Raw genomic sequence first — 17763 nt, 5'->3', positions numbered from 1 at the left:
CCTTCCCCGATGTTGCGCGGATCTTGAGGAGCGACGCGGCGGTGTGGCGGGGGCGGGTCAGTCGTCGGCGAGCACCGTGAGGATCTGCTCGCCGTACCTGGCGAGCTTGTTCTCCCCGACCCCGTTGACCCGGGCCAGCTCGGCCAGCGAGGTGGGCGCGTCGGTGGCGATCTGCCGCAGCGTCGCGTCGTGGAAGATCACGTACGCGGGAACGCCCTGTTCTTTCGCGCTGGCCGCCCGCCAGGCGCGGAGCCGCTCGAAGACGGCGGCGGCCGACGGCGCCAGCTCGGCGACCACCGTGGCCGCGCCCCGGGGCTTCGCCGACCGGGCGGGTCGTTCCGGTTCCCGCCGCAGCATGACCGAGCGTCGGCGGCCCAGCACCTCGGCACTGGTGTCGGTGAGGACCAGGGTGCCGTAGTCGCCCTCGACCGCCAGCAGGCCCTCGGCGAGCAGTTGACGGACCACGCCCCGCCACTCGGCCTCGCCCAGCTCGGTGCCGACGCCGAACACGGTCAGCGCGTCGTGGCCGTGCTGGGTGACCTTCTCCGTGGTGCGGCCGAGCAGGATGTCGATGCACTGCCCGGCGCCGAAGCGCTGGTTGCGTTCCCGGTCGAGCCGGTAGACCGTGGAGAGCAGCTTCTGCGCCGCGACCGTGCCGTCCCAGGACTCCGGCGGGTCGAGGCAGGTGTCGCAGTTGCCGCAGGCGGTGACGCCCTTCTCGCCGAAGTACTCCAGCAGCTGCGCCCGGCGGCAGCGGATGGTCTCGCAGAGGGCCAGCATGGCGTCGAGGTGGGCGGCGAGGTTACGCCGGTGGGCCAGGTCGCCCTCGGACGTCTCGATCATCTTGCGCTGCTGCACCACGTCCTGCAGGCCGTACGCCAGCCACGCCGTGGAGGGCAGGCCGTCCCGGCCGGCGCGGCCGGTCTCCTGGTAGTAGCCCTCGACGGACTTCGGCAAATCCAGGTGGGCGACGAAGCGGACGTCCGGCTTGTCGATGCCCATGCCGAACGCGATCGTGGCGACCATGACCAGCCCGTCCTCCCGGAGGAACCGCTTCTGGTTCGCGGCGCGGGTGGCCGCGTCCAGGCCGGCGTGGTACGGCAGGGCGGGGACGCCGTTGGCCACCAGGAACTCGGCGGTCTTGTCGACCGAGGCCCGGGACAGGCAGTAGACGATGCCGGCGTCGCCGGGGTGCTCGTCGCGCAGCAGGGCGAGCAACTGCTTGCGCGGCTCACGTTTGGGCACGATCCGGTACTGGATGTTGGGCCGGTCGAAGCTGGCCACGAAGTGCCGGGCGTCGTCGAGGCGCAGCCGGCCGGCGATCTCGGTGCGGGTGGCGCTGGTCGCGGTGGCGGTCAGCGCGATGCGGGGGACGCCCGGCCATCGCTCGTGCAGCATCGACAGGTTGAGGTAGTCGGGGCGGAAGTCGTGACCCCACTGGGACACGCAGTGCGCCTCGTCGATGGCGAAGAGCGCGATCGAGCCCCGGTCCAGCAGGTGCAGGGTGGCCCGGCTGGCCAGCGCCTCCGGGGCCAGGTAGAGCAGGTCCAGCTCGCCGGCGAGGAAGGACGCCTCGACCGCGCGCCGGGCGGTGAGGTCCTGCGTCGAGTTGAGGAAGCCGGCCCGTACGCCGACCGCGGTCAGCGCGTCGACCTGGTCCTGCATGAGGGCGATCAGCGGGGAGACCACCACCGCCACGCCGTCGCGGACCAGCGCGGGGATCTGGTAGCAGAGGGACTTGCCGCCACCGGTGGGCATCAGCACCAGCGCGTCCCCACCGGCCACGACGTGGTCGACGACCTCCTGCTGGAAACCGCGGAAGGCGTCGTAGCCGAACACCCGGCTCAGCACCCGCTCGGCCTCGGAGATCCGCACATCGGTGGGGGAGGTCATCCGCGGATTCTAGTGACCCGCCCCGACACGCCGGTGGTGGCGGGCGGGCGCGTCCGGGCGGGAAACCGGACGATCGGGTGTTCCGACGGTCACCCGTGGAATCCCGCCCCCGGTCCCAGCCGTTAGAGTCGCTGACTGACCATACGCGGCCGGACCGGCCGCGGCGCCACGGCTTGGGGGTAGTGGGTGAGCGAGGCGCGTACGGCCGAGGACCGGGACGGCATCGTCGGCGGGGAGCTGGCCGAGACGGACGGGGACACCACCCTCGTGGTGGTGACCGGTCTGTCCGGTGGTGGCCGCAGCACGGTGGCCCGGGCCCTGGAGAACGTCGGGTACTACGTGGTGGACAACCTGCCCCAGGCGCTCATGCTGGACATGGCGGAGCTGGCCCACAAGGCGGGCGGGGCGGCCCGGCGTACGGCGATGGTGCTGGACGTCCGCTCGCGGGCGTTCTCCACCGACCTGGCCGGGGCCATCCGGGAGCTGAAGGAGCGCGGCTTCTCGCCCCGGGTGGTCTTCGTCGACGCCGACGACGAGGTGCTCATCCGCCGGTTCGAGAGCGTCCGGCGGTCGCACCCGTTGCAGGGCGACGGTCGGCTGGCCGACGGCATCGCCGTCGAACGCGGCCTCCTGGAGGAGGCCCGCGACCAGGCCGACGTGATCATCGACACCAGCCACCTCAACGTCAACCAGCTGCGCCGGCGCATCGAGGAGCTGTTCGGCGGTGAGGACGCCCGCCGGTTGCGGGTCACCGTGCTGTCGTTCGGCTTCAAGTACGGCCTGCCGCCGGACGCGGACTTCGTGCTCGACGCCCGCTTCCTGCCCAACCCGTACTGGGTGCCCGAGTTGCGCGAGCACACCGGCCGGGAGGAGGCGGTCAGCTCGTACGTGCTCGGTCAGGAGGGGGCGGAGGCGTTCGTGGGGTCGTACGCCGATCTGGTCAACGCCACCACCACCGGCTTCGAGCGGGAGGGCAAGCGCTACCTGACCGTCGCCGTCGGCTGCACCGGTGGCAAGCACCGCAGCGTCGCCATCTCCGAGGAGCTGGCCGGCCGGCTGCGCCAGTGCGGCCTGGCCGCGAGCGCCCACCACCGGGACCTGGGGCGGGAATGACGGCACGCAAGGTGGTCGCCTTCGGCGGGGGGCACGGGCTCTCCGCCTCGCTGCGCGCGCTGCGGCGCTGCGCGCCGGAGGTCGACCTGGACATCACGGCGGTCGTCACGGTCGGTGACGACGGCGGCTCCAGCGGCCGGCTGCGCGCCGAGCGGGGCGGCCTGCCCCCGGGCGACCTGCGCCAGGCGCTCGTCGCGCTCGCCGGCGACCATCCGCAGACCCGGCGCAGCGCCGGGCTGTTCCAGCACCGGTTCGTCGAGCCGGCCGCCGTGAACGGACACGGGGCCGGTGGGACCGCCGCTCCTGCCGACGGTCTGGCCGGGCACGCGGTGGGCAACCTGGTGCTCTGCGGCCTGATGGAACTCCTCGGCGACCCCGTGGCCGCCCTGGAGCACGCCGGCGCGATGCTGGGCACGGTCGGCCGGGTGCTGCCCATGTCCTGCCAACCGGTGGGGATCGAGGCCCGGGTGCGGGGTGCCGACCCGGACCGGCCGGACGACGTCCGGACGGTCACCGGCCAGCACCAGGTGGCGGTGACCACCGGCCGGGTCGAGTCGCTGCGGCTGAATCCGCACGCGCCGGCGGCCTGCCCGCAGGCGGTCGAGGCGATCGGGACGGCCGACTGGCTGATCTTCGGGCCGGGGAGCTGGTACACGAGCGTCCTGCCGCACCTGCTGGTGCCGGAACTGGCCGCGGCGATCGTGGCCAGCCCGGCCCGGCGGCTGGTCACGCTGAACCTCGCCGCCGAGAAGGAGACCCTGGGCCTCTCGGTGGCCGACCACCTGGCCGCGCTGCGCTGGTACCTGCCGGAGCTGAAAGCCGACTACGTGCTGGCGGATTCGAAGGCGGTCGGTGACCCCGAACCGGTCGAACGTGCGGCAGAATCGCTGGGTGCCCGGCTGGTTCTCGCCCCCGTCGCGGTCACCGACGGCACTCCCCGTCATGATCCCGCCGCCCTCGGCGCCGCACTGGTGCCGGTCCTGGGCGCCGATCGTTAGACACGTACGTAATCTCCGGCGACACGCCGGAACCGGTCCGTGAGGGGACGCACAATGGCGATGACGGCGGCGGTCAAGGACGAGCTGAGCCGGGTCGACGTGCCCAAGCCATGCTGCCGGCGGGCGGAGATGGCGGCGCTGCTGCGCTTCGCCGGCGGGCTGCACATCGTCTCCGGCCGCGTGGTGGTCGAGGCGGAGCTGGACACGGGGGCGGTGGCCCGGCGGCTGCGCCGGGAGATCGCGGAGGTCTACGGCTACCCCAGCGAGATCCACGTGCTGGCCTCGGGCGGGCTGCGCAAGGGCAGCCACTTCATCGTCCGGGTGGTCAAGGACGGCGAGGCGCTCGCCCGGCAGACCGGCCTGCTCGACGTCCGCGGCCGGCCGGTGCGCGGGCTGCCCCCGCACGTCGTCGCCGCGAACGTCTGCTGCGCGGTGTCGGCCTGGCGGGGTGCGTTCATGGCGCACGGTTCGCTGACCGAGCCGGGCCGCTCCAGCGCGCTGGAGATCACCTGCCCCGGCCCGGAGTCCGCGCTCGCCCTGGTCGGCGCGGCCCGCCGCATCGGCATCACCGCGAAGAACCGCGAGGTGCGCGGCGTGGACCGGGTGGTGGTCAAGGACGGCGACGCGATCGCCGCGCTGCTCACCCGCATCGGCGCGCACTCCAGCGTGCTGGCCTGGGAGGAGCGCCGGGTGCGGCGCGAGGTGCGGGCGACCGCCAACCGGCTGGCGAACTTCGACGACGCCAACCTGCGCCGGTCGGCGCGGGCCGCGGTGGCCGCCGCCGCCCGGGTCACCCGGGCGCTGGAGATCCTCGCCGACGAGGCGCCGAACCACCTGACCGACGCGGGCCGGCTGCGTCTGGAGCACCGGCAGGCGTCCCTGGAGGAGCTGGGTGCCCTCGCCGACCCGCCGCTGACCAAGGACGCCATCGCCGGCCGGATCCGCCGGTTGCTGGCGCTGGCCGACAAGCGGGCCCGGGACCTGGGGATCCCGGATACGGAAGCGGCCGTCACGCCCGACATGCTCGTGGTCTGATAGGACGGTGGCGGCCGGAGGACCCGAGCGAGCGCGACGAGCGCGCGTCCTCCACCGTGCCGCGGCGTCCCGCAGAGCGAACCGGATCTTGCCCCGGCGCGGCGTGGTGCCGTGCGCTCGGCTAAGGTCACGACGTACGGCAAGGAGGCCGGCACAGGCATCCTCGCCGTGCTCACCGCCTCCGGCGGTCAAGGTCCTTCGAGACCGCGGCGGGGTGGCCGAGATGAATCGTCAACGGCCGGCTCCAACGGTCGGCGCACACACCTCCGCCGGCCCGGGTCTTACGCCGGCGGACCAGAACGCAAGGAGATGGGACCTGTGACCATCCGGGTTGGCATCAACGGCTTCGGCCGCATCGGCCGTAACTTCTTCCGGGCCGTGCTGGCGTCCGGCGCGGACGTCGAGGTCGTGGCGGTCAACGACCTGACCGACAACGCGACGCTCGCCCACCTGCTCAAGTACGACAGCATCCTGGGCCGCCTCCCGCACGAGGTGAAGGCCACCGCCGACGAGATCACCGTCGGTGGCAAGACCATCAAGGCGTACGCCGAGAAGGACCCGGCGGCGCTGCCGTGGGGTGAGGTCGGCGCGGACGTGGTCATCGAGTCCACCGGCTTCTTCACCGACGCCACCAAGGCCAAGGCGCACGTCGACGGCGGGGCCAAGAAGGTCATCATCTCCGCTCCGGCGAAGAACGAGGACGTCACGGTCGTCATGGGCGTCAACCACGACCAGTACGACCCGGCCAAGCACACGATCATCTCGAACGCGTCCTGCACGACCAACTGCCTCGCTCCGATGGCGAAGGTCCTGCACGACACCTTCGGCATCCAGCACGGCCTGATGACGACGATCCACGCGTACACCCAGGACCAGAACCTCCAGGACGCGCCGCACTCCGACCTGCGTCGCGCCCGGGCCGCCGCGCTGAACATCGTCCCGACCTCGACCGGCGCCGCCAAGGCGATCGGCCTGGTGCTGCCGGAGCTGAAGGGCAAGCTCGACGGTTACGCGCTGCGGGTGCCGATCCCGACCGGCTCCGCCACCGACCTGACCGTCAACGTCAACCGTGAGACCACGGTGGACGAGGTCAACGCCGCGATGAAGGCCGCCGCCGAGGGCCCGCTCAAGGGCTTCCTGACCTACAACGACGACCCGATCGTGTCCTCTGACATCGTGACCGACCCGGCGTCGTGCATCTTCGACGCGCCGCTGACCAAGGTCGTCGGCAACCAGGTCAAGGTCGTCGGCTGGTACGACAACGAGTGGGGCTACTCCAACCGCCTGGTCGACCTGGTCAAGCTGGTCGGTCAGTCGCTGTGAGCATCCGTACCCTCGACGACCTGCTCGGCGAGGGGGTGTCGGGTCGGCGCGTGCTGGTGCGCGCCGACCTGAACGTCCCGCTCGACAAGCAGACCGGCGACATCACCGACGACGGCCGCATCCGGGCCGTGCTGCCGACGCTGGAGGCGCTGGTCTCCGCCGGCGCGAAGGTGGTCGTCTTCTCGCACCTGGGCCGCCCGAAGGGCGCGCCGGACCCGCAGTTCAGCCTCCGCCCGGTCGCCGGGCGGCTCGGTGAGCTGCTCGGGGCGCCGGTGCACTTCGCCGAGGACACCGTCGGTGACTCGGCGCGGTCCACCGTGGAGGGTCTGGCCGACGGCCAGGTCGCCCTGCTGGAGAACCTGCGCTTCAACAAGGGGGAGACCAGCAAGGACGACGCCGAGCGGGGCGGCTTCGCCGACCAGCTCGCCGCCTTCGGCGACGCGTACGTCGACGACGCCTTCGGCGCGGTGCACCGCAAGCACGCCAGCGTGCACGACGTGCCGGCGCGGCTGCCGCACGTCGCGGGCCGGCTGGTGCTGCGCGAGGTGGAGGTGCTCTCCAAGCTGACCGGCGAGCCCGAGCGCCCGTACGTGGTGGTGCTCGGCGGCTCGAAGGTCTCCGACAAGCTGGCGGTCATCGAGGCGCTGCTGCCGAAGGTCGACCGGCTGCTCATCGGCGGCGGCATGTGCTTCACCTTCCTCAAGGCGCAGGGCCACGAGGTGGGCTCCTCGCTCCTGGAGGAGGAGATGGTCCAGACCTGCCGCAACCTGCTGGAGCGTTCCGAGGGCAAGATCATGCTCCCGGTCGACGTGGTGGCCGCGGACGCCTTCGCCCCGGACGCCGCGCACGACACCGTGCCGTCCGACGGCATCCCCAGCAAGCGGGTGGGCCTGGACATCGGCCCGCAGACCGTTGCCGGGTTCGCCGCCGCGCTGAAGGGCGCGAAGACGATCTTCTGGAACGGCCCGATGGGCGTGTTCGAGATGGCGGCGTTCGCGCACGGCACGCGGGGGGTGGCCGAGGCGATCGCCAAGGCCGACGCGTTCACCGTCGTCGGCGGTGGTGATTCCGCCGCGGCGGTCCGCGCCCTGGGCCTGGACGAGTCGGACTTCGATCACATCTCCACCGGTGGCGGCGCCTCCCTGGAGTACCTGGAGGGCAAGACCCTCCCCGGCATCGCGGCCCTGGAGAACTGAATGGCGAGCACCACCCGCCGGCCACTGATGGCCGGCAACTGGAAGATGAACCTGAACCACCTCGAGGCCAACCTGCTGGTGCAGAAGCTGGCGGCGAGCCTCACCGAGAAGCAGCTCACCGAGGTCGAGACGGTGGTCCTGCCGCCCTTCACCGACCTGCGGACGGTGCAGACCGCCGTGGACGGCGACAAGCTGCTGCTCGGCTACGGCGGGCAGGATCTGTCCCCGCACGCGTCTGGCGCCTACACCGGGGACATCTCCGGCGCGATGCTGGCGAAGCTGGGCTGCACGTACGTCGTGGTCGGCCACTCGGAGCGGCGGGCGTACCACCACGAGGACGACGTGGTCGTCAACGCCAAGGTGAAGGCGGCGCTGACCCACGGGCTCACCCCGATCCTCTGCGTGGGCGAGGGGCTGGACATCCGTGAGCAGGGCACCCACGTGGCGCACTGCAGCGACCAGCTCGACGGGGCCCTGAAGGGGCTCTCCGCGGAGGACGTCACCAAGGTCGTCGTCGCGTACGAGCCGGTCTGGGCGATCGGCACGGGCAAGACGGCCACCCCGGAGGACGCCCAGGAGGTCTGCGGCGAGGTGCGCAGGCGCCTGGCCGAGAGCTTCGGCCAGGGCACCGGCGACGCCGTCCGCATCCTGTACGGCGGCTCGGTGAAGTCCTCCAACGTCGCCGCCATCATGGCCAAGCCGGACGTGGACGGCGCCCTGGTGGGCGGGGCGAGCCTGGACGCCGAGGAGTTCGCGAAGATCTGCCGGTTCCCGGAGCACACGGCCCGCTGATCGCTCGCTATCCTTGACTCCGCCCGTCCGCCGGTCGGTGCCGCCGTGCCCGATCTGCCCGGGCGAGGACCGTAACGAGAGGAACTGACCCCAGCCATGCCGATCTGGTTCGCATACACGTTGATCGTGTTGCTGGTCATCACGAGCGTCATGCTCACCATGCTGATCCTGCTCCACCGCGGTAAGGGTGGTGGGATGTCGAGCATGTTCGGCGGCGGCGTCAGCTCCAGCCTCGCCGGGTCGTCTGTCGCGGAGAAGAACCTCGACCGCTACACGGTCCTGGTGGGCATCGTCTGGTTCGCCTGCATCGTCGGGCTGGGGCTCTGGCTGCGTCTGCAGGTCACCGCCGCCTGAGCAGCCCGCCGAGTCGTACAATCCGCGCGCGGTCCGTCACCCGACGGGCCGCGCGCGGCCGTTTCACCCGCTGCACCGCGTCGCCCGTCGCCACCCCTCCGGCGGCGGTACCCCCTCCCGACGACAGGAGCGAGCAGCCGTGTCGAACGGCAACGTCATCCGCGGCACCCGGATCGGGTCGACCCCCGACCGTCCCACCGAGCGTTACGAGCCGGCCCCGTGCCGGGCGGTCACCTACTGGTGCCGCAACGACCACCGTGTCGAGATCCGGATGGCCGCGGAGGCGTCACCGCCGGACGTCTGGGACTGCCCGCGCTGCGGCCTCCCGGCCGGCCGCGACGCGCAGAACCCGCCGGGTCGCGTCCGGGCCGAGCCCTACAAGACCCACCTGGCGTACGTGAAGGAGCGGCGCACCGAGGAGGAGGGCGAGGCGATCCTCGCCGAGGCCCTCGCCGCACTGCGCCGCCGCCGGGGACGCCCCGAGTGAAAGGAAGGGCCCCCTGTTAACGCGCGGCGTTAACGGGGGGCCCTTCCTATGCACCAGGCGTTAAGCGGGGGCCCTTCCTTTCACCTCAGCGGAGGCTGCGCGAGCGGGCCGGCACGTCGGCCGCGGCGGCCCGGTCCAGCAGCCAGAGCGTACGGCTGGTGCCCTGCGCCCCCGCTGCGGGCAGTTGGACCGCGCCCGCACCGGCCAGGGCCATGCCGACCGCCCGGGACTTGTCCGCCCCGCTGGCCACCAGCCACACCTCCTCGGCGGTGTTGATCGCCGGGAGGGTCAGCGTGGTCCGCACCGGCGGCGGCTTCGGGCTGCCCCGGACCGCGCTCACCGGCCGGCTCTCGTAGTGCACCGGGTGCTCGGGGAACACCGAGGCCACGTGCCCGTCCTCCCCGACGCCCAGCATCAGCACGTCGAAGTGGGGGAGGAGCGCGGTACCCGGGCGGGCCGCCCCGGCCAGCTCCGCCGCGTACCGGGCGGCGGCCTCCTCCGGGTCGTTACCGGCCGGGCCGTCGGACGCCGGCATGGCATGGATCCGCGCCGGGTCGAGCGGCACCGCGTCCAGCAGCGCCGCCCGGGCCTGCGTCTCGTTGCGCTCCGGATCGCCGGCGGGCAGGAACCGCTCGTCACCCCACCACACGTCGACCCGGGACCAGTCCACCGCGTCACGGGCCGGCAGGGCCGCCACCGCCCGGTAGACGGCGGCGGCGATCCGCCCTCCGGTCAGCACCACCGACGCCTGGCCCCGCTCGGCCTGCGCGTCGAGGAGCTTCACCAGCAACCGGGCCGCCACCGCCTGGGCCAGCAGGTCGGCGTCGGCGTGGACGGCGACACTCGCCTCTGTCATTCGTTCTGCCTTCGTTTCTCCGGCCCGGCCGGTGGTCCGCAGGTGCCGTGAACCGCCGCGGCGGTCAGTGACCCGCACTCGTGCCCGCATGGGCGGTGACTCCCGCCTCCGCCCGCTGGGCCTCCGACGGATCCTTCCAGACGTGCACCCGCTGGGCCGGACGATGGTCCAGGCCGGTCAGCCCGGCCGTGGCCCCCAGCGCCTCCGCGTACACCTGGTCGGCGTCGAGCCGGCGCAGCTCCTCGGCCAGCTCGTCGCCGAGTGGCCGGCGGACCAGCGGCAGCCTGCGGTCCTCCTGGCCGGTACGCCGGAAGACCGCCATGCTGTCGTCCCGGGTCAGCGTCAGCTGGTCGCCGTTGGCGCAGCGCAGCTGCACCTCCCGCATCCGGGGGTGCTCGTCGGTGTGCTCCCACTGCGGGCTGATGCCCAGCCGGCTGGCCAGCCAGCCGCTCATCAGCGCCGCCGTCGGGTCGGTACGCGGTGCGACAACGGTCGCCTCGGTGACCCGCGCCTCGGTGGTGTCGAACGCGCCCGCGACGAGGGTGCGCCACAGGGTGATCCGGCTCCACGCGAGATCGGTGTCGCCGGGGGCGTAGTCCTGGGCCCGCTGGTGCAGCGCCCGGATCGGGTCGACGGCCTGGCCGGCGTCGGTGATCCGGCGGTCGGCCACCACACCGAGGAAGTCCGTGGCGATCTCGGCCGGCGGCTCGCCGTGCCACCAGGTCACCACGGGGACGTCCGGGACCAGCAGCGGCATCACCACCGACTCGGCGTGCAGGGCCAGCCGCCCGTACATCCGGGTGACCACGGCCTCGCACGGTCCGAGCCGGCCGCCGACCACGATCTCCGCGTCCAGCCGGTTGCGCTCCCGCTCGACGTCGGAGCGGACCACCACCAGCAGCCGGCACGGGTGCGCGGCCGCGGCGATGGTCGCCGCCGCCTCCGCCTCACGGACCCGCTTCTCGTCCACCACGACGATCAGGGTGAGCGCCATCCCGCTGGCGACGCCGCCGGCGCTGCGCCGTTCGGCGGCGAGCGCCTTGACCACCTCGTTGCCGGTGGTGTCCCACAGTCCGATCACGGCCGCCTCCTGGTTCGCTCGCTCACGCCCGCCGCCACGCCCGGCCCTCGCGTGCCAGCATCTCGTCCGCCGCCCGGGGGCCCCACTCGCCGGCCCGGTACGGCTCCGGCTTCGTGCCCGCCCACGCCTGCTCCAGCGGGTCCACGACCTGCCAGCTCTGCTCGACCTCAGCGGCGTCGGGGAAGAGGGTACGGTCACCGATCAGCACGTCCAGGACCAGGCGCTCGTACGCCTCCGGGCTGGACTCGGTGAACGCCTCGCCGTACTGGAAGTCCATCGCGATGTCCCGGACCTCCATGGTGGTGCCGGGCACCTTCGAGCCGAACTTCAGCACCACCCCCTCGTCCGGTTGGACCCGGATGACGAGCTGGTTGTTGCCCAGCGACTCCATGTCGGCCGCGTTGAACGGCAGGTGCGGCGCCTTCTTGAAGATGATGGCGACCTCGGTGACCCGCCGGGGCAGCCGCTTGCCGGCCCGGATGTAGAACGGCACCTCCGCCCACCGGCGGTTCTGGATGCCGAGCCGGACCGCCACGTACGTCTCGGTGGTGGAGTCGGCGGGCACGCCCTCCTCCTCGAGGTAGCCGACGGCCCGCTGCCCACCCACCCAGCCGGGCAGGTACTGACCGCGTACGGTGCCCTCGACGACGTTCTTCGGCAACGTGATCGCCCGGAGCACCTTGAGCTTCTCGGTGCGGATCTCGTCGGCGTCGAAGCTGGTCGGCTCCTCCATCGCCACCAGCGCCAGCAGCTGGAGCAGGTGGTTCTGGAGGACGTCACGGGCGGCGCCGGCCGAGTCGTAGAACCCGGCGCGGCTGCCGATGCCCACGTCCTCGGCCATGGTGATCTGCACCGAGTCGACGTACTTCGAGTTCCACAGCGGCTCGAACAGGTTGTTGGCGAACCGCAGGGCGAGGATGTTCTGGACCGTCTCCTTGCCCAGGTAGTGGTCGATCCGGAAGACATCCTCACGGGTGAAGACGTCGTCGACCAGGTCGTTGAGCGCCTTCGCCGAGGGCAGGTCGTTGCCGAACGGCTTCTCCACCACCACCCGGCGCCAGCCGCCGGACTTGGCGTTGTCGGCCATGCCGGTACGGGCGAGCTGCTTGAGCACGACCGGGAACGCCGCCGGGGGGATGGAGAAGTAGAAGGCGGCGTTACCGGGGATGCCGTGCGTCTGGCGTAGCTCGTCCAGCGTGCCGGCGAGCTGGTCGAACGCGGCGTCGTCGTCGAACGAGCCACCGACGAACTTGATGTTGCCGACCAGCCGCGCCCACACCTCCTCCCGCCAGGGGGTGCGGGCGTGCTGCTTGGCCGCGTCGTGCGCGAGGGACTCGAAGTCACCGTCGCCCCAGTCGCGGCGGGCGAAGCCGAGGACGACGAAGCCCGGCGGCAGCAGCCCTCGGTTCGCCAGGTCGTACACGGCCGGCAGCAGCTTCTTCCGGGCCAGGTCACCGGTGACGCCGAAGATCACCAGAGCGCAGGGCTCCGGGATCCTCGGCAGTCGCCGGTCCTGCGGGTCGCGTAGCGGGTTCACGCCGCCTCCTCGCTCCGCATCGTCCACGTCGGTCATCGTCACGCGTGCAGCTTCCCGACCGCGTCCAGCAGCTGGGTCACGCCCGCCGACCGGTCGGTCAGGTGCAGGCGCACCACCGGGCGCTGCCGGCCGGCGAGGGCCTGCCGGTCGCCGGCGGCCTGCGCGGCCTGCAGCTCACCGAAGGTGTACGCCTTACCGGGCACCGGCAGGTCCTCCGCCGGCGTCCCGGTGACCTGGAGGTAACTGCCGACCTGCGGACCGCCCTTGTGGTACTGGCCGGTGGAGTGCAGGAAGCGGGGCCCCCAGCCGAAGGTGACCGGCCGCCCGGCGGCACCGGCCAGCGCCGGACGCAGCTGGGCCGCGTCCGCGTCGGCGAACCGGTCCAGGTACGCCATGACGGCGAGGTAGCCGTCGTCGCCGAGCCCGTCGACCAGCCAGCGCAGCACGCCGGCCAGGTCATCCGGTGCGCCCTGCGGCGCGTACACCTCGATCGCGCCCTCGGTGAACGACGACGTCTCCGCCGGCGGGCCCGAGGCGAGGATCGTGTTGGTGTTCTCCTTGGACTCGGTGACGTTGGGCTGGTTGAACGGGTCGATGCCCAGCACGACACCGGCGATCGCCGTGGCGTACTCCCAGGTCAGGAACTGGGCGCCGAGCGGACCGTTGACCGCCACGTCCGGGTTCGCGCCGCCGCCGGGCACGTCCCCGGCGTTCAGCGCGCCGCCGTAGGTGACGGTGAGCACGTCGTCGCCGGTGGCCCCGGGGCTCTGCGGCGACTCGACCACCACCGGCAGGATGCCCACGCCGGCCTTGCCGGTGGACTCGGCGATGAGCTGCTCGGCCCAGTCACCCAGCCCCTCGACACCGGTGCCGTCGGCGACCAGCGCGATCTTGTCCCGTCCGATGGTTGCCGCCGCGCCGAGCGCCGCGCCGAGGGCGAGACCCGGGTTGTCGCGGTCGCCGCCGAGCGAGCGGGACAGCTCGTCGGCCTGGTCCAGCAGTTCGGCCACCTCGACGCCGGCCAGCGCGGACGGCACCAGGCCGAACGCGGTCAGCGCCGAGTAGCGCCCGCCCACGTTCGGGTCGGCGAGCACGGTGAACGCGCCCATCTCGGTGGCGGTGGCCTCCAGCGGCGAACCCGGGTCGGTGACGATGACGAAGTGTCGGCCGGCCTCCGCCTCGGTCATCCCGGCGTCCAGGAACGCCTGCCAGTACGCCCGGCGGTGGCTGTCGGTCTCCACGGTGGAGCCGGACTTGCTGGCCACCACGACCACGGTGCGCTCCAGCCGGTCGGCCAGCGCCGCCCGGACCTGGCCCGGGTCGGTGGTGTCCAGAACGGTGAGTTCCTTGCCGAGGGTGCGCGCGATGACCTCGGGGGCCAGCGACGAACCGCCCATGCCGGCGAGGACCACGTGGTCCAGGTCGCCCAGCTCCGCCTTCAGCTCGGCGAGCTGGGGGAGGAGCTCCCGGCTGCGGCGGTGGGTGTCCACCCAGCCGAGCCTGATCTTCGCCTCGGCCTCGGCGTCCGGGCCCCACAGGGTCGGGTCCTTGTCGGCCAGCTTGGCCGGCACGCCGGCGGAGACCAGCGCGTCGCGGGTGGAGGCGGGCGCGGATTTGTCGACCGCGTCCGCCCCGTACACGGCGAGCCCGGCGGCCGCCTCGACGGCCCCCGACAGCAGGTCGCTCACGCGTTGCCTCCCGCCTGCTGCGCGGCCTCGGCGTTGGGCTTCGCGGCGTCGCTCGGGTGACTCTTGCCGGCACCGGCCGCCTCAAGGGACTTGCGGACGCCGTCCAGCAGCTCCAGCCAGCTCGCCTCGAACTTCTCCACGCCCTCGCGCTCCAGCACGCCGATGACGTCGGCCATGTCCACACCGACCGTCTCCAGGTCGCGGAAGACCTTCCGGGCCTCGTCGTACGCGCCGGTGATGGTGTCGCCGCCGCTCGTCTCGCCGTGGTCGCCGAACGCGTGGATCACCGGCTCCGGCATGGTGTTGACGGTGCCGGGGGCGATCAGCTCCTCGACGTAGATCACATCCCGGTAGTCGGGGTTCTTCGTCGAGGTGGACGCCCACAGCGGTCGCTGCGGGTGCGCGCCGGCGTCGGCGAGGGCCTGCCAGCGGTCGGAGGAGAAGACCTCGCCGTAGCGCTCGTACGCCAGCCGGGCGTTGGCGACGGCGGCCTTGCCGCGCAGCGCCCTGGCCTCGCCGGAGCCGATCTTCTCCAGCCGCTTGTCGACCTCGGCGTCGACGCGGGAGACGAAGAACGACGCGACCGAGCCGATCCTGGACAGGTCGTGGCCGTTGGCCTTCGCCTGCTCCAGGCCGGCCAGGAACGCCTCCATCACCTTCGCGTACCGCTCCAGGCTGAAGATCAGGGTCACGTTGACGCTGATCCCCTCGGCCAGGGTCGCGGTGATCGCCGGCAGGCCCGCCTCGGTGGCCGGGATCTTGATGAAGAGGTTCGGCCGGTCGACCAGCCACCACAGCGCCTTGGCCTCGGCGGCGGTCTTCTCCGCGTCGTGGGCCACGCGCGGGTCGACCTCGATGGAGACCCGGCCGTCCACGCCCGCGCTGGCGTCGTACGACGGGCGCATCACGTCGCACGCCCACCGCACGTCGTACGTGGTGAGCATGCGTACGGCCTCCTCGACCTCCACCCCACGGGTGGCCAGGTCGCGCAGCTGCCAGTCGTACTCGTCGGCGTCGCTCAGCGCCTTCGCGAAGATCGTCGGGTTGGTGGTCACCCCGACGACGTGCTTCTCACGGCGGAGCTGGTCCAGCCCGCCGGAGCTCAGTCGTACCCGGGAAAGATCATCCAGCCAGACCGCCACGCCTGCGGCGGTGAGTTCGTTCAGCCTGTCCGTCGTCATGCTGTCGACGCTCCCCTCAGTTGCCGGTCGTGAAACCGGTGATGTCGCCCACCCGGGCCAGCGAGGCGTGAGCCGCCGCCATGATCCGGTCGGGGGTGAACCCGAACTGCTCGAAGAGCACGGTGTGCGGGGCGCTCGCCCCGTAGTGCTCCAGGCTCACGCTCTCGCCGAGGTCACCGACCACGCCGCGCCACGACATGGCGATGCCCGCCTCCACGCTCACCCGGGCCTTTACCCCGCGCGGGAGCACCGACTCCCGGTACGCCTCGTCCTGCTCGTAGAACCACTCCTGACAGGGCATGGACACGACCCGGGTGGGGGTGCCCTCGGCCTCCAGCCGCTCGCGCGCGGTCAGGCAGAGCTGCACCTCGGACCCGGTGCCGACGATGATCACCTGCGGCTTGCCGTTGGACGCCTCCGCCAGCACGTAGCCGCCCCGGGCGACGCCCTCGGCGCCGGCCAGGGTCGACCGGTCCAGGGTCGGCAGCGCCTGGCGGCTGAGCGCCAGGGCGGTCGGCCGGTCGGTGTGCTCCAGGGCCTGCCGCCACGCCCAGGCGGTCTCGTTGGCGTCGGCCGGGCGGACCACGTCCAGGCCCGGGATGGCCCGCAGCGCGGTCAGTTGTTCCACCGGCTGGTGGGTCGGGCCGTCCTCGCCGAGGCCGATCGAGTCGTGCGTCCAGACGTAGACCACCGGCAGCTTCATCAGCGCGGCCAGCCGTACCGACGGGCGCATGTAGTCGCTGAACACGAGGAACGTGCCGCCGTACGGTCGGGTGCCACCGTGCAGGGCGATGCCGTTGAGGATCGCTCCCATGGCGTGCTCGCGGATGCCGAAGTGCAGCGTCCGGCCGTACTCGTGGCCGGGGAAGTCCTTGGTTGCGTGGGCCGCCGGGACGAAGGAGGGCTCGCCCTTCATGGTGGTGTTGTTGCTCTCCGCGAGGTCGGCCGAGCCGCCCCACAGCTCCGGCAGCACCGGGGCGAGCGCCTCCAGGACCTTGCCGGACGCGGCCCGCGTCGCGATGCCCTTGGCGTCGGCGGGGAACTCCGGCAGGGCGTCGGCCCAGCCCTGCGGCAGCACCCGGCCGGCCATCCGGTCGTACAGCGCCTTCCGCTCGGCGTCGGCGCCGGCCCAGGTCTCGAAGGCCGGGGTCCACTCCTGCTGGGCGGCGGCGCCCCGCTGCATCACCTCGCGGGCGTGCGCGAGGACCTCCTCGGCGACCTCGAACGACTGGGCCGGGTCGAAGCCGAGGATCTGCTTGGTGGCGGCCACCTCGTCACCGCCGAGCGCCGAACCGTGGATCTTGCCGGTGTTCTGCTTGTTGGGCGCGGGCCAGCCGATGATGGTGCGCAGCACGATGAAGGAGGGGCGCGCGGTCTCGGCCTTCGCCGCCAGCAGTGCGCGGTACAGCTCCTCCACGTCCTCGTGGTAGTCGCCCTGGTCGGCCTCGCCGCGCCGCCAGTCGACGGTCTGCACGTGCCAGCCGTACGCCTCGTAGCGAGCGGCGACGTCCTCGCTCTTGGCGATCCGGGTGTCGTCCTCGATCGAGATCTCGTTGTCGTCGTAGATCAGGCAGAGGTTGCCCAGCTGCTGGTGCCCGGCGAGCGCGCTGGCCTCGTGGCTGATGCCCTCTTCGATGTCGCCGTCGGAGGCGATACACCAGATGTCGTGGTCGAAGACCGAGGCGCCCGGCTCGGCCTCCGGGTCGAACAGGCCGCGCTCGCGGCGGGCCGCCATCGCCATGCCGACGGCGTTGCCGAGGCCCTGGCCGAGCGGGCCGGTGGTCGTCTCCACGCCCGGGGTGTGCCCGTGCTCGGGGTGGCCCGGGGTGAGCGAGCCCCACTGACGCAGCGACTGCAGGTCCTCCAGGCTCAACGGGTAGCCGGAGAGGAAGAGCTGGATGTAGAGGGTCAGGCTGGAGTGGCCGGCGGAGAGCACGAAGCGGTCCCGCCCCGCCCAGTTCGGGTCGGCCGGGTTGTGCCGCATGACCCGGTTGAAAAGCAGGTACGCCGCGGGCGCGAGGCTCATCGCCGTGCCCGGATGGCCGTTGCCGGATTTCTCCACGGCGTCCATGGCCAGCACGCGGACCGTGTCCACGGCCCGGCGGTCGAGGTCGGACCAGTTGAGTGCGGGGTGCTCGGGTCGGTTGGCAGCCACGATGGTTGTGCTCCTCGGCAGATGGGCGGAACCCTCACTGATGACCCTATCGAGCGTTCCTAAACGTCCGCCCG

Annotated in this window: 15 protein-coding genes; 8 read left to right on the top strand and 7 right to left on the bottom strand. The window is 72.4% G+C overall.

Features of this window, described 5'->3' with window-relative positions; genetic code table 11:
- Positions 1-57: 57 nt before the first annotated feature.
- Positions 58-1893, bottom strand: a complete 1836-nt coding sequence (gene recQ / locus ACTMSW_RS04290; RefSeq protein WP_441179112.1) for a DNA helicase RecQ — start codon at positions 1891-1893, stop codon at positions 58-60.
- 222 nt (positions 1894-2115) lie between these two features.
- Between recQ and rapZ the strand changes: the two genes are divergently transcribed.
- The 8 genes from rapZ (at position 2116) to ACTMSW_RS04250 (ending at position 9191) form a co-directional block, all read left to right on the top strand.
- On the top strand, positions 2116-3006 hold the full coding sequence (gene rapZ / locus ACTMSW_RS04285) for an RNase adapter RapZ (protein WP_441179657.1): 891 nt from the start codon (positions 2116-2118) through the stop codon (positions 3004-3006).
- Positions 3003-4004 (top strand): gluconeogenesis factor YvcK family protein, encoded by a 1002-nt coding sequence (locus ACTMSW_RS04280; RefSeq protein ID WP_441179111.1) that lies wholly within the window; start codon positions 3003-3005, stop codon positions 4002-4004. The genes rapZ and ACTMSW_RS04280 overlap by 4 nt, the downstream gene beginning before the upstream one ends.
- A gap of 54 nt (positions 4005-4058) precedes the next feature.
- On the top strand, positions 4059-5039 hold the full coding sequence (gene whiA / locus ACTMSW_RS04275) for a DNA-binding protein WhiA (protein ID WP_030337350.1): 981 nt from the start codon (positions 4059-4061) through the stop codon (positions 5037-5039).
- Positions 5040-5357: 318 nt separating this feature from the next.
- Positions 5358-6362: a type I glyceraldehyde-3-phosphate dehydrogenase gene (gene gap / locus ACTMSW_RS04270; protein WP_441179110.1), complete on the top strand. Its 1005-nt coding sequence runs from the start codon at positions 5358-5360 to the stop codon at positions 6360-6362.
- Positions 6359-7558, top strand: a complete 1200-nt coding sequence (locus tag ACTMSW_RS04265; protein ID WP_441179109.1) for a phosphoglycerate kinase — start codon at positions 6359-6361, stop codon at positions 7556-7558. The genes gap and ACTMSW_RS04265 overlap by 4 nt, the downstream gene beginning before the upstream one ends.
- Positions 7559-8350: a triose-phosphate isomerase gene (gene tpiA / locus ACTMSW_RS04260; protein ID WP_441179108.1), complete on the top strand. Its 792-nt coding sequence runs from the start codon at positions 7559-7561 to the stop codon at positions 8348-8350.
- Between the two features lie 96 nt (positions 8351-8446).
- A complete protein-coding gene (secG, locus tag ACTMSW_RS04255) occupies positions 8447-8704 on the top strand; it encodes a preprotein translocase subunit SecG (protein ID WP_441179107.1) in 258 nt (85 codons plus the stop codon).
- A gap of 139 nt (positions 8705-8843) precedes the next feature.
- Positions 8844-9191: an RNA polymerase-binding protein RbpA gene (locus ACTMSW_RS04250; RefSeq protein WP_441179106.1), complete on the top strand. Its 348-nt coding sequence runs from the start codon at positions 8844-8846 to the stop codon at positions 9189-9191.
- Between the two features lie 85 nt (positions 9192-9276).
- Here ACTMSW_RS04250 and pgl read toward each other — a convergent pair whose 3' ends face one another.
- The 6 genes from pgl to tkt form a co-directional block, all read right to left on the bottom strand.
- Positions 9277-10047 carry a 6-phosphogluconolactonase gene (gene pgl / locus ACTMSW_RS04245; protein WP_441179105.1) on the bottom strand — a complete coding sequence of 257 codons (771 nt, stop codon included), beginning with the start codon at positions 10045-10047 and terminating at the stop codon, positions 9277-9279.
- Between the two features lie 64 nt (positions 10048-10111).
- Positions 10112-11128 (bottom strand): glucose-6-phosphate dehydrogenase assembly protein OpcA, encoded by a 1017-nt coding sequence (locus ACTMSW_RS04240; RefSeq protein ID WP_441179104.1) that lies wholly within the window; start codon positions 11126-11128, stop codon positions 10112-10114.
- Positions 11129-11150: 22 nt separating this feature from the next.
- Complete coding sequence (zwf, locus tag ACTMSW_RS04235) at positions 11151-12701, bottom strand: glucose-6-phosphate dehydrogenase (protein ID WP_441179655.1); 1551 nt, start codon at positions 12699-12701, stop codon at positions 11151-11153.
- 2 nt (positions 12702-12703) lie between these two features.
- A complete protein-coding gene (locus ACTMSW_RS04230; protein ID WP_441179103.1) occupies positions 12704-14353 on the bottom strand; it encodes a glucose-6-phosphate isomerase in 1650 nt (549 codons plus the stop codon).
- Positions 14350-15534 carry a transaldolase gene (tal, locus tag ACTMSW_RS04225; RefSeq protein WP_441179102.1) on the bottom strand — a complete coding sequence of 395 codons (1185 nt, stop codon included), beginning with the start codon at positions 15532-15534 and terminating at the stop codon, positions 14350-14352. The genes ACTMSW_RS04230 and tal overlap by 4 nt, the downstream gene beginning before the upstream one ends.
- A gap of 16 nt (positions 15535-15550) precedes the next feature.
- Positions 15551-17689 (bottom strand): transketolase, encoded by a 2139-nt coding sequence (gene tkt, locus ACTMSW_RS04220; protein ID WP_441179101.1) that lies wholly within the window; start codon positions 17687-17689, stop codon positions 15551-15553.
- Positions 17690-17763 lie beyond the last annotated feature (74 nt).

Source organism: Micromonospora sp. BQ11, from assembly GCF_052068135.1.
Classification (GTDB): domain Bacteria; phylum Actinomycetota; class Actinomycetes; order Mycobacteriales; family Micromonosporaceae; genus Micromonospora.
Note: the sequence above shows the minus strand (reverse complement) of the source record. Positions and strands in the feature narration are given on the sequence as shown.

What these genes read in the sequence shown, in the direction of transcription:
- recQ (WP_441179112.1), bottom strand. Translation starts at nt 1,893, where the DNA reads ATGACCTCCCCCACCGATGTGCGGATCTCCGAGGCCGAGCGGGTGCTG.
- secG (WP_441179107.1), top strand. Translation starts at nt 8,447, where the DNA reads ATGCCGATCTGGTTCGCATACACGTTGATCGTGTTGCTGGTCATCACG.
- ACTMSW_RS04280 (WP_441179111.1), top strand. Translation starts at nt 3,003, where the DNA reads ATGACGGCACGCAAGGTGGTCGCCTTCGGCGGGGGGCACGGGCTCTCC.
- zwf (WP_441179655.1), bottom strand. Translation starts at nt 12,701, where the DNA reads ATGACCGACGTGGACGATGCGGAGCGAGGAGGCGGCGTGAACCCGCTA.
- whiA (WP_030337350.1), top strand. Translation starts at nt 4,059, where the DNA reads ATGGCGATGACGGCGGCGGTCAAGGACGAGCTGAGCCGGGTCGACGTG.
- tpiA (WP_441179108.1), top strand. Translation starts at nt 7,559, where the DNA reads ATGGCGAGCACCACCCGCCGGCCACTGATGGCCGGCAACTGGAAGATG.
- pgl (WP_441179105.1), bottom strand. Translation starts at nt 10,047, where the DNA reads ATGACAGAGGCGAGTGTCGCCGTCCACGCCGACGCCGACCTGCTGGCC.
- tal (WP_441179102.1), bottom strand. Translation starts at nt 15,534, where the DNA reads ATGACGACGGACAGGCTGAACGAACTCACCGCCGCAGGCGTGGCGGTC.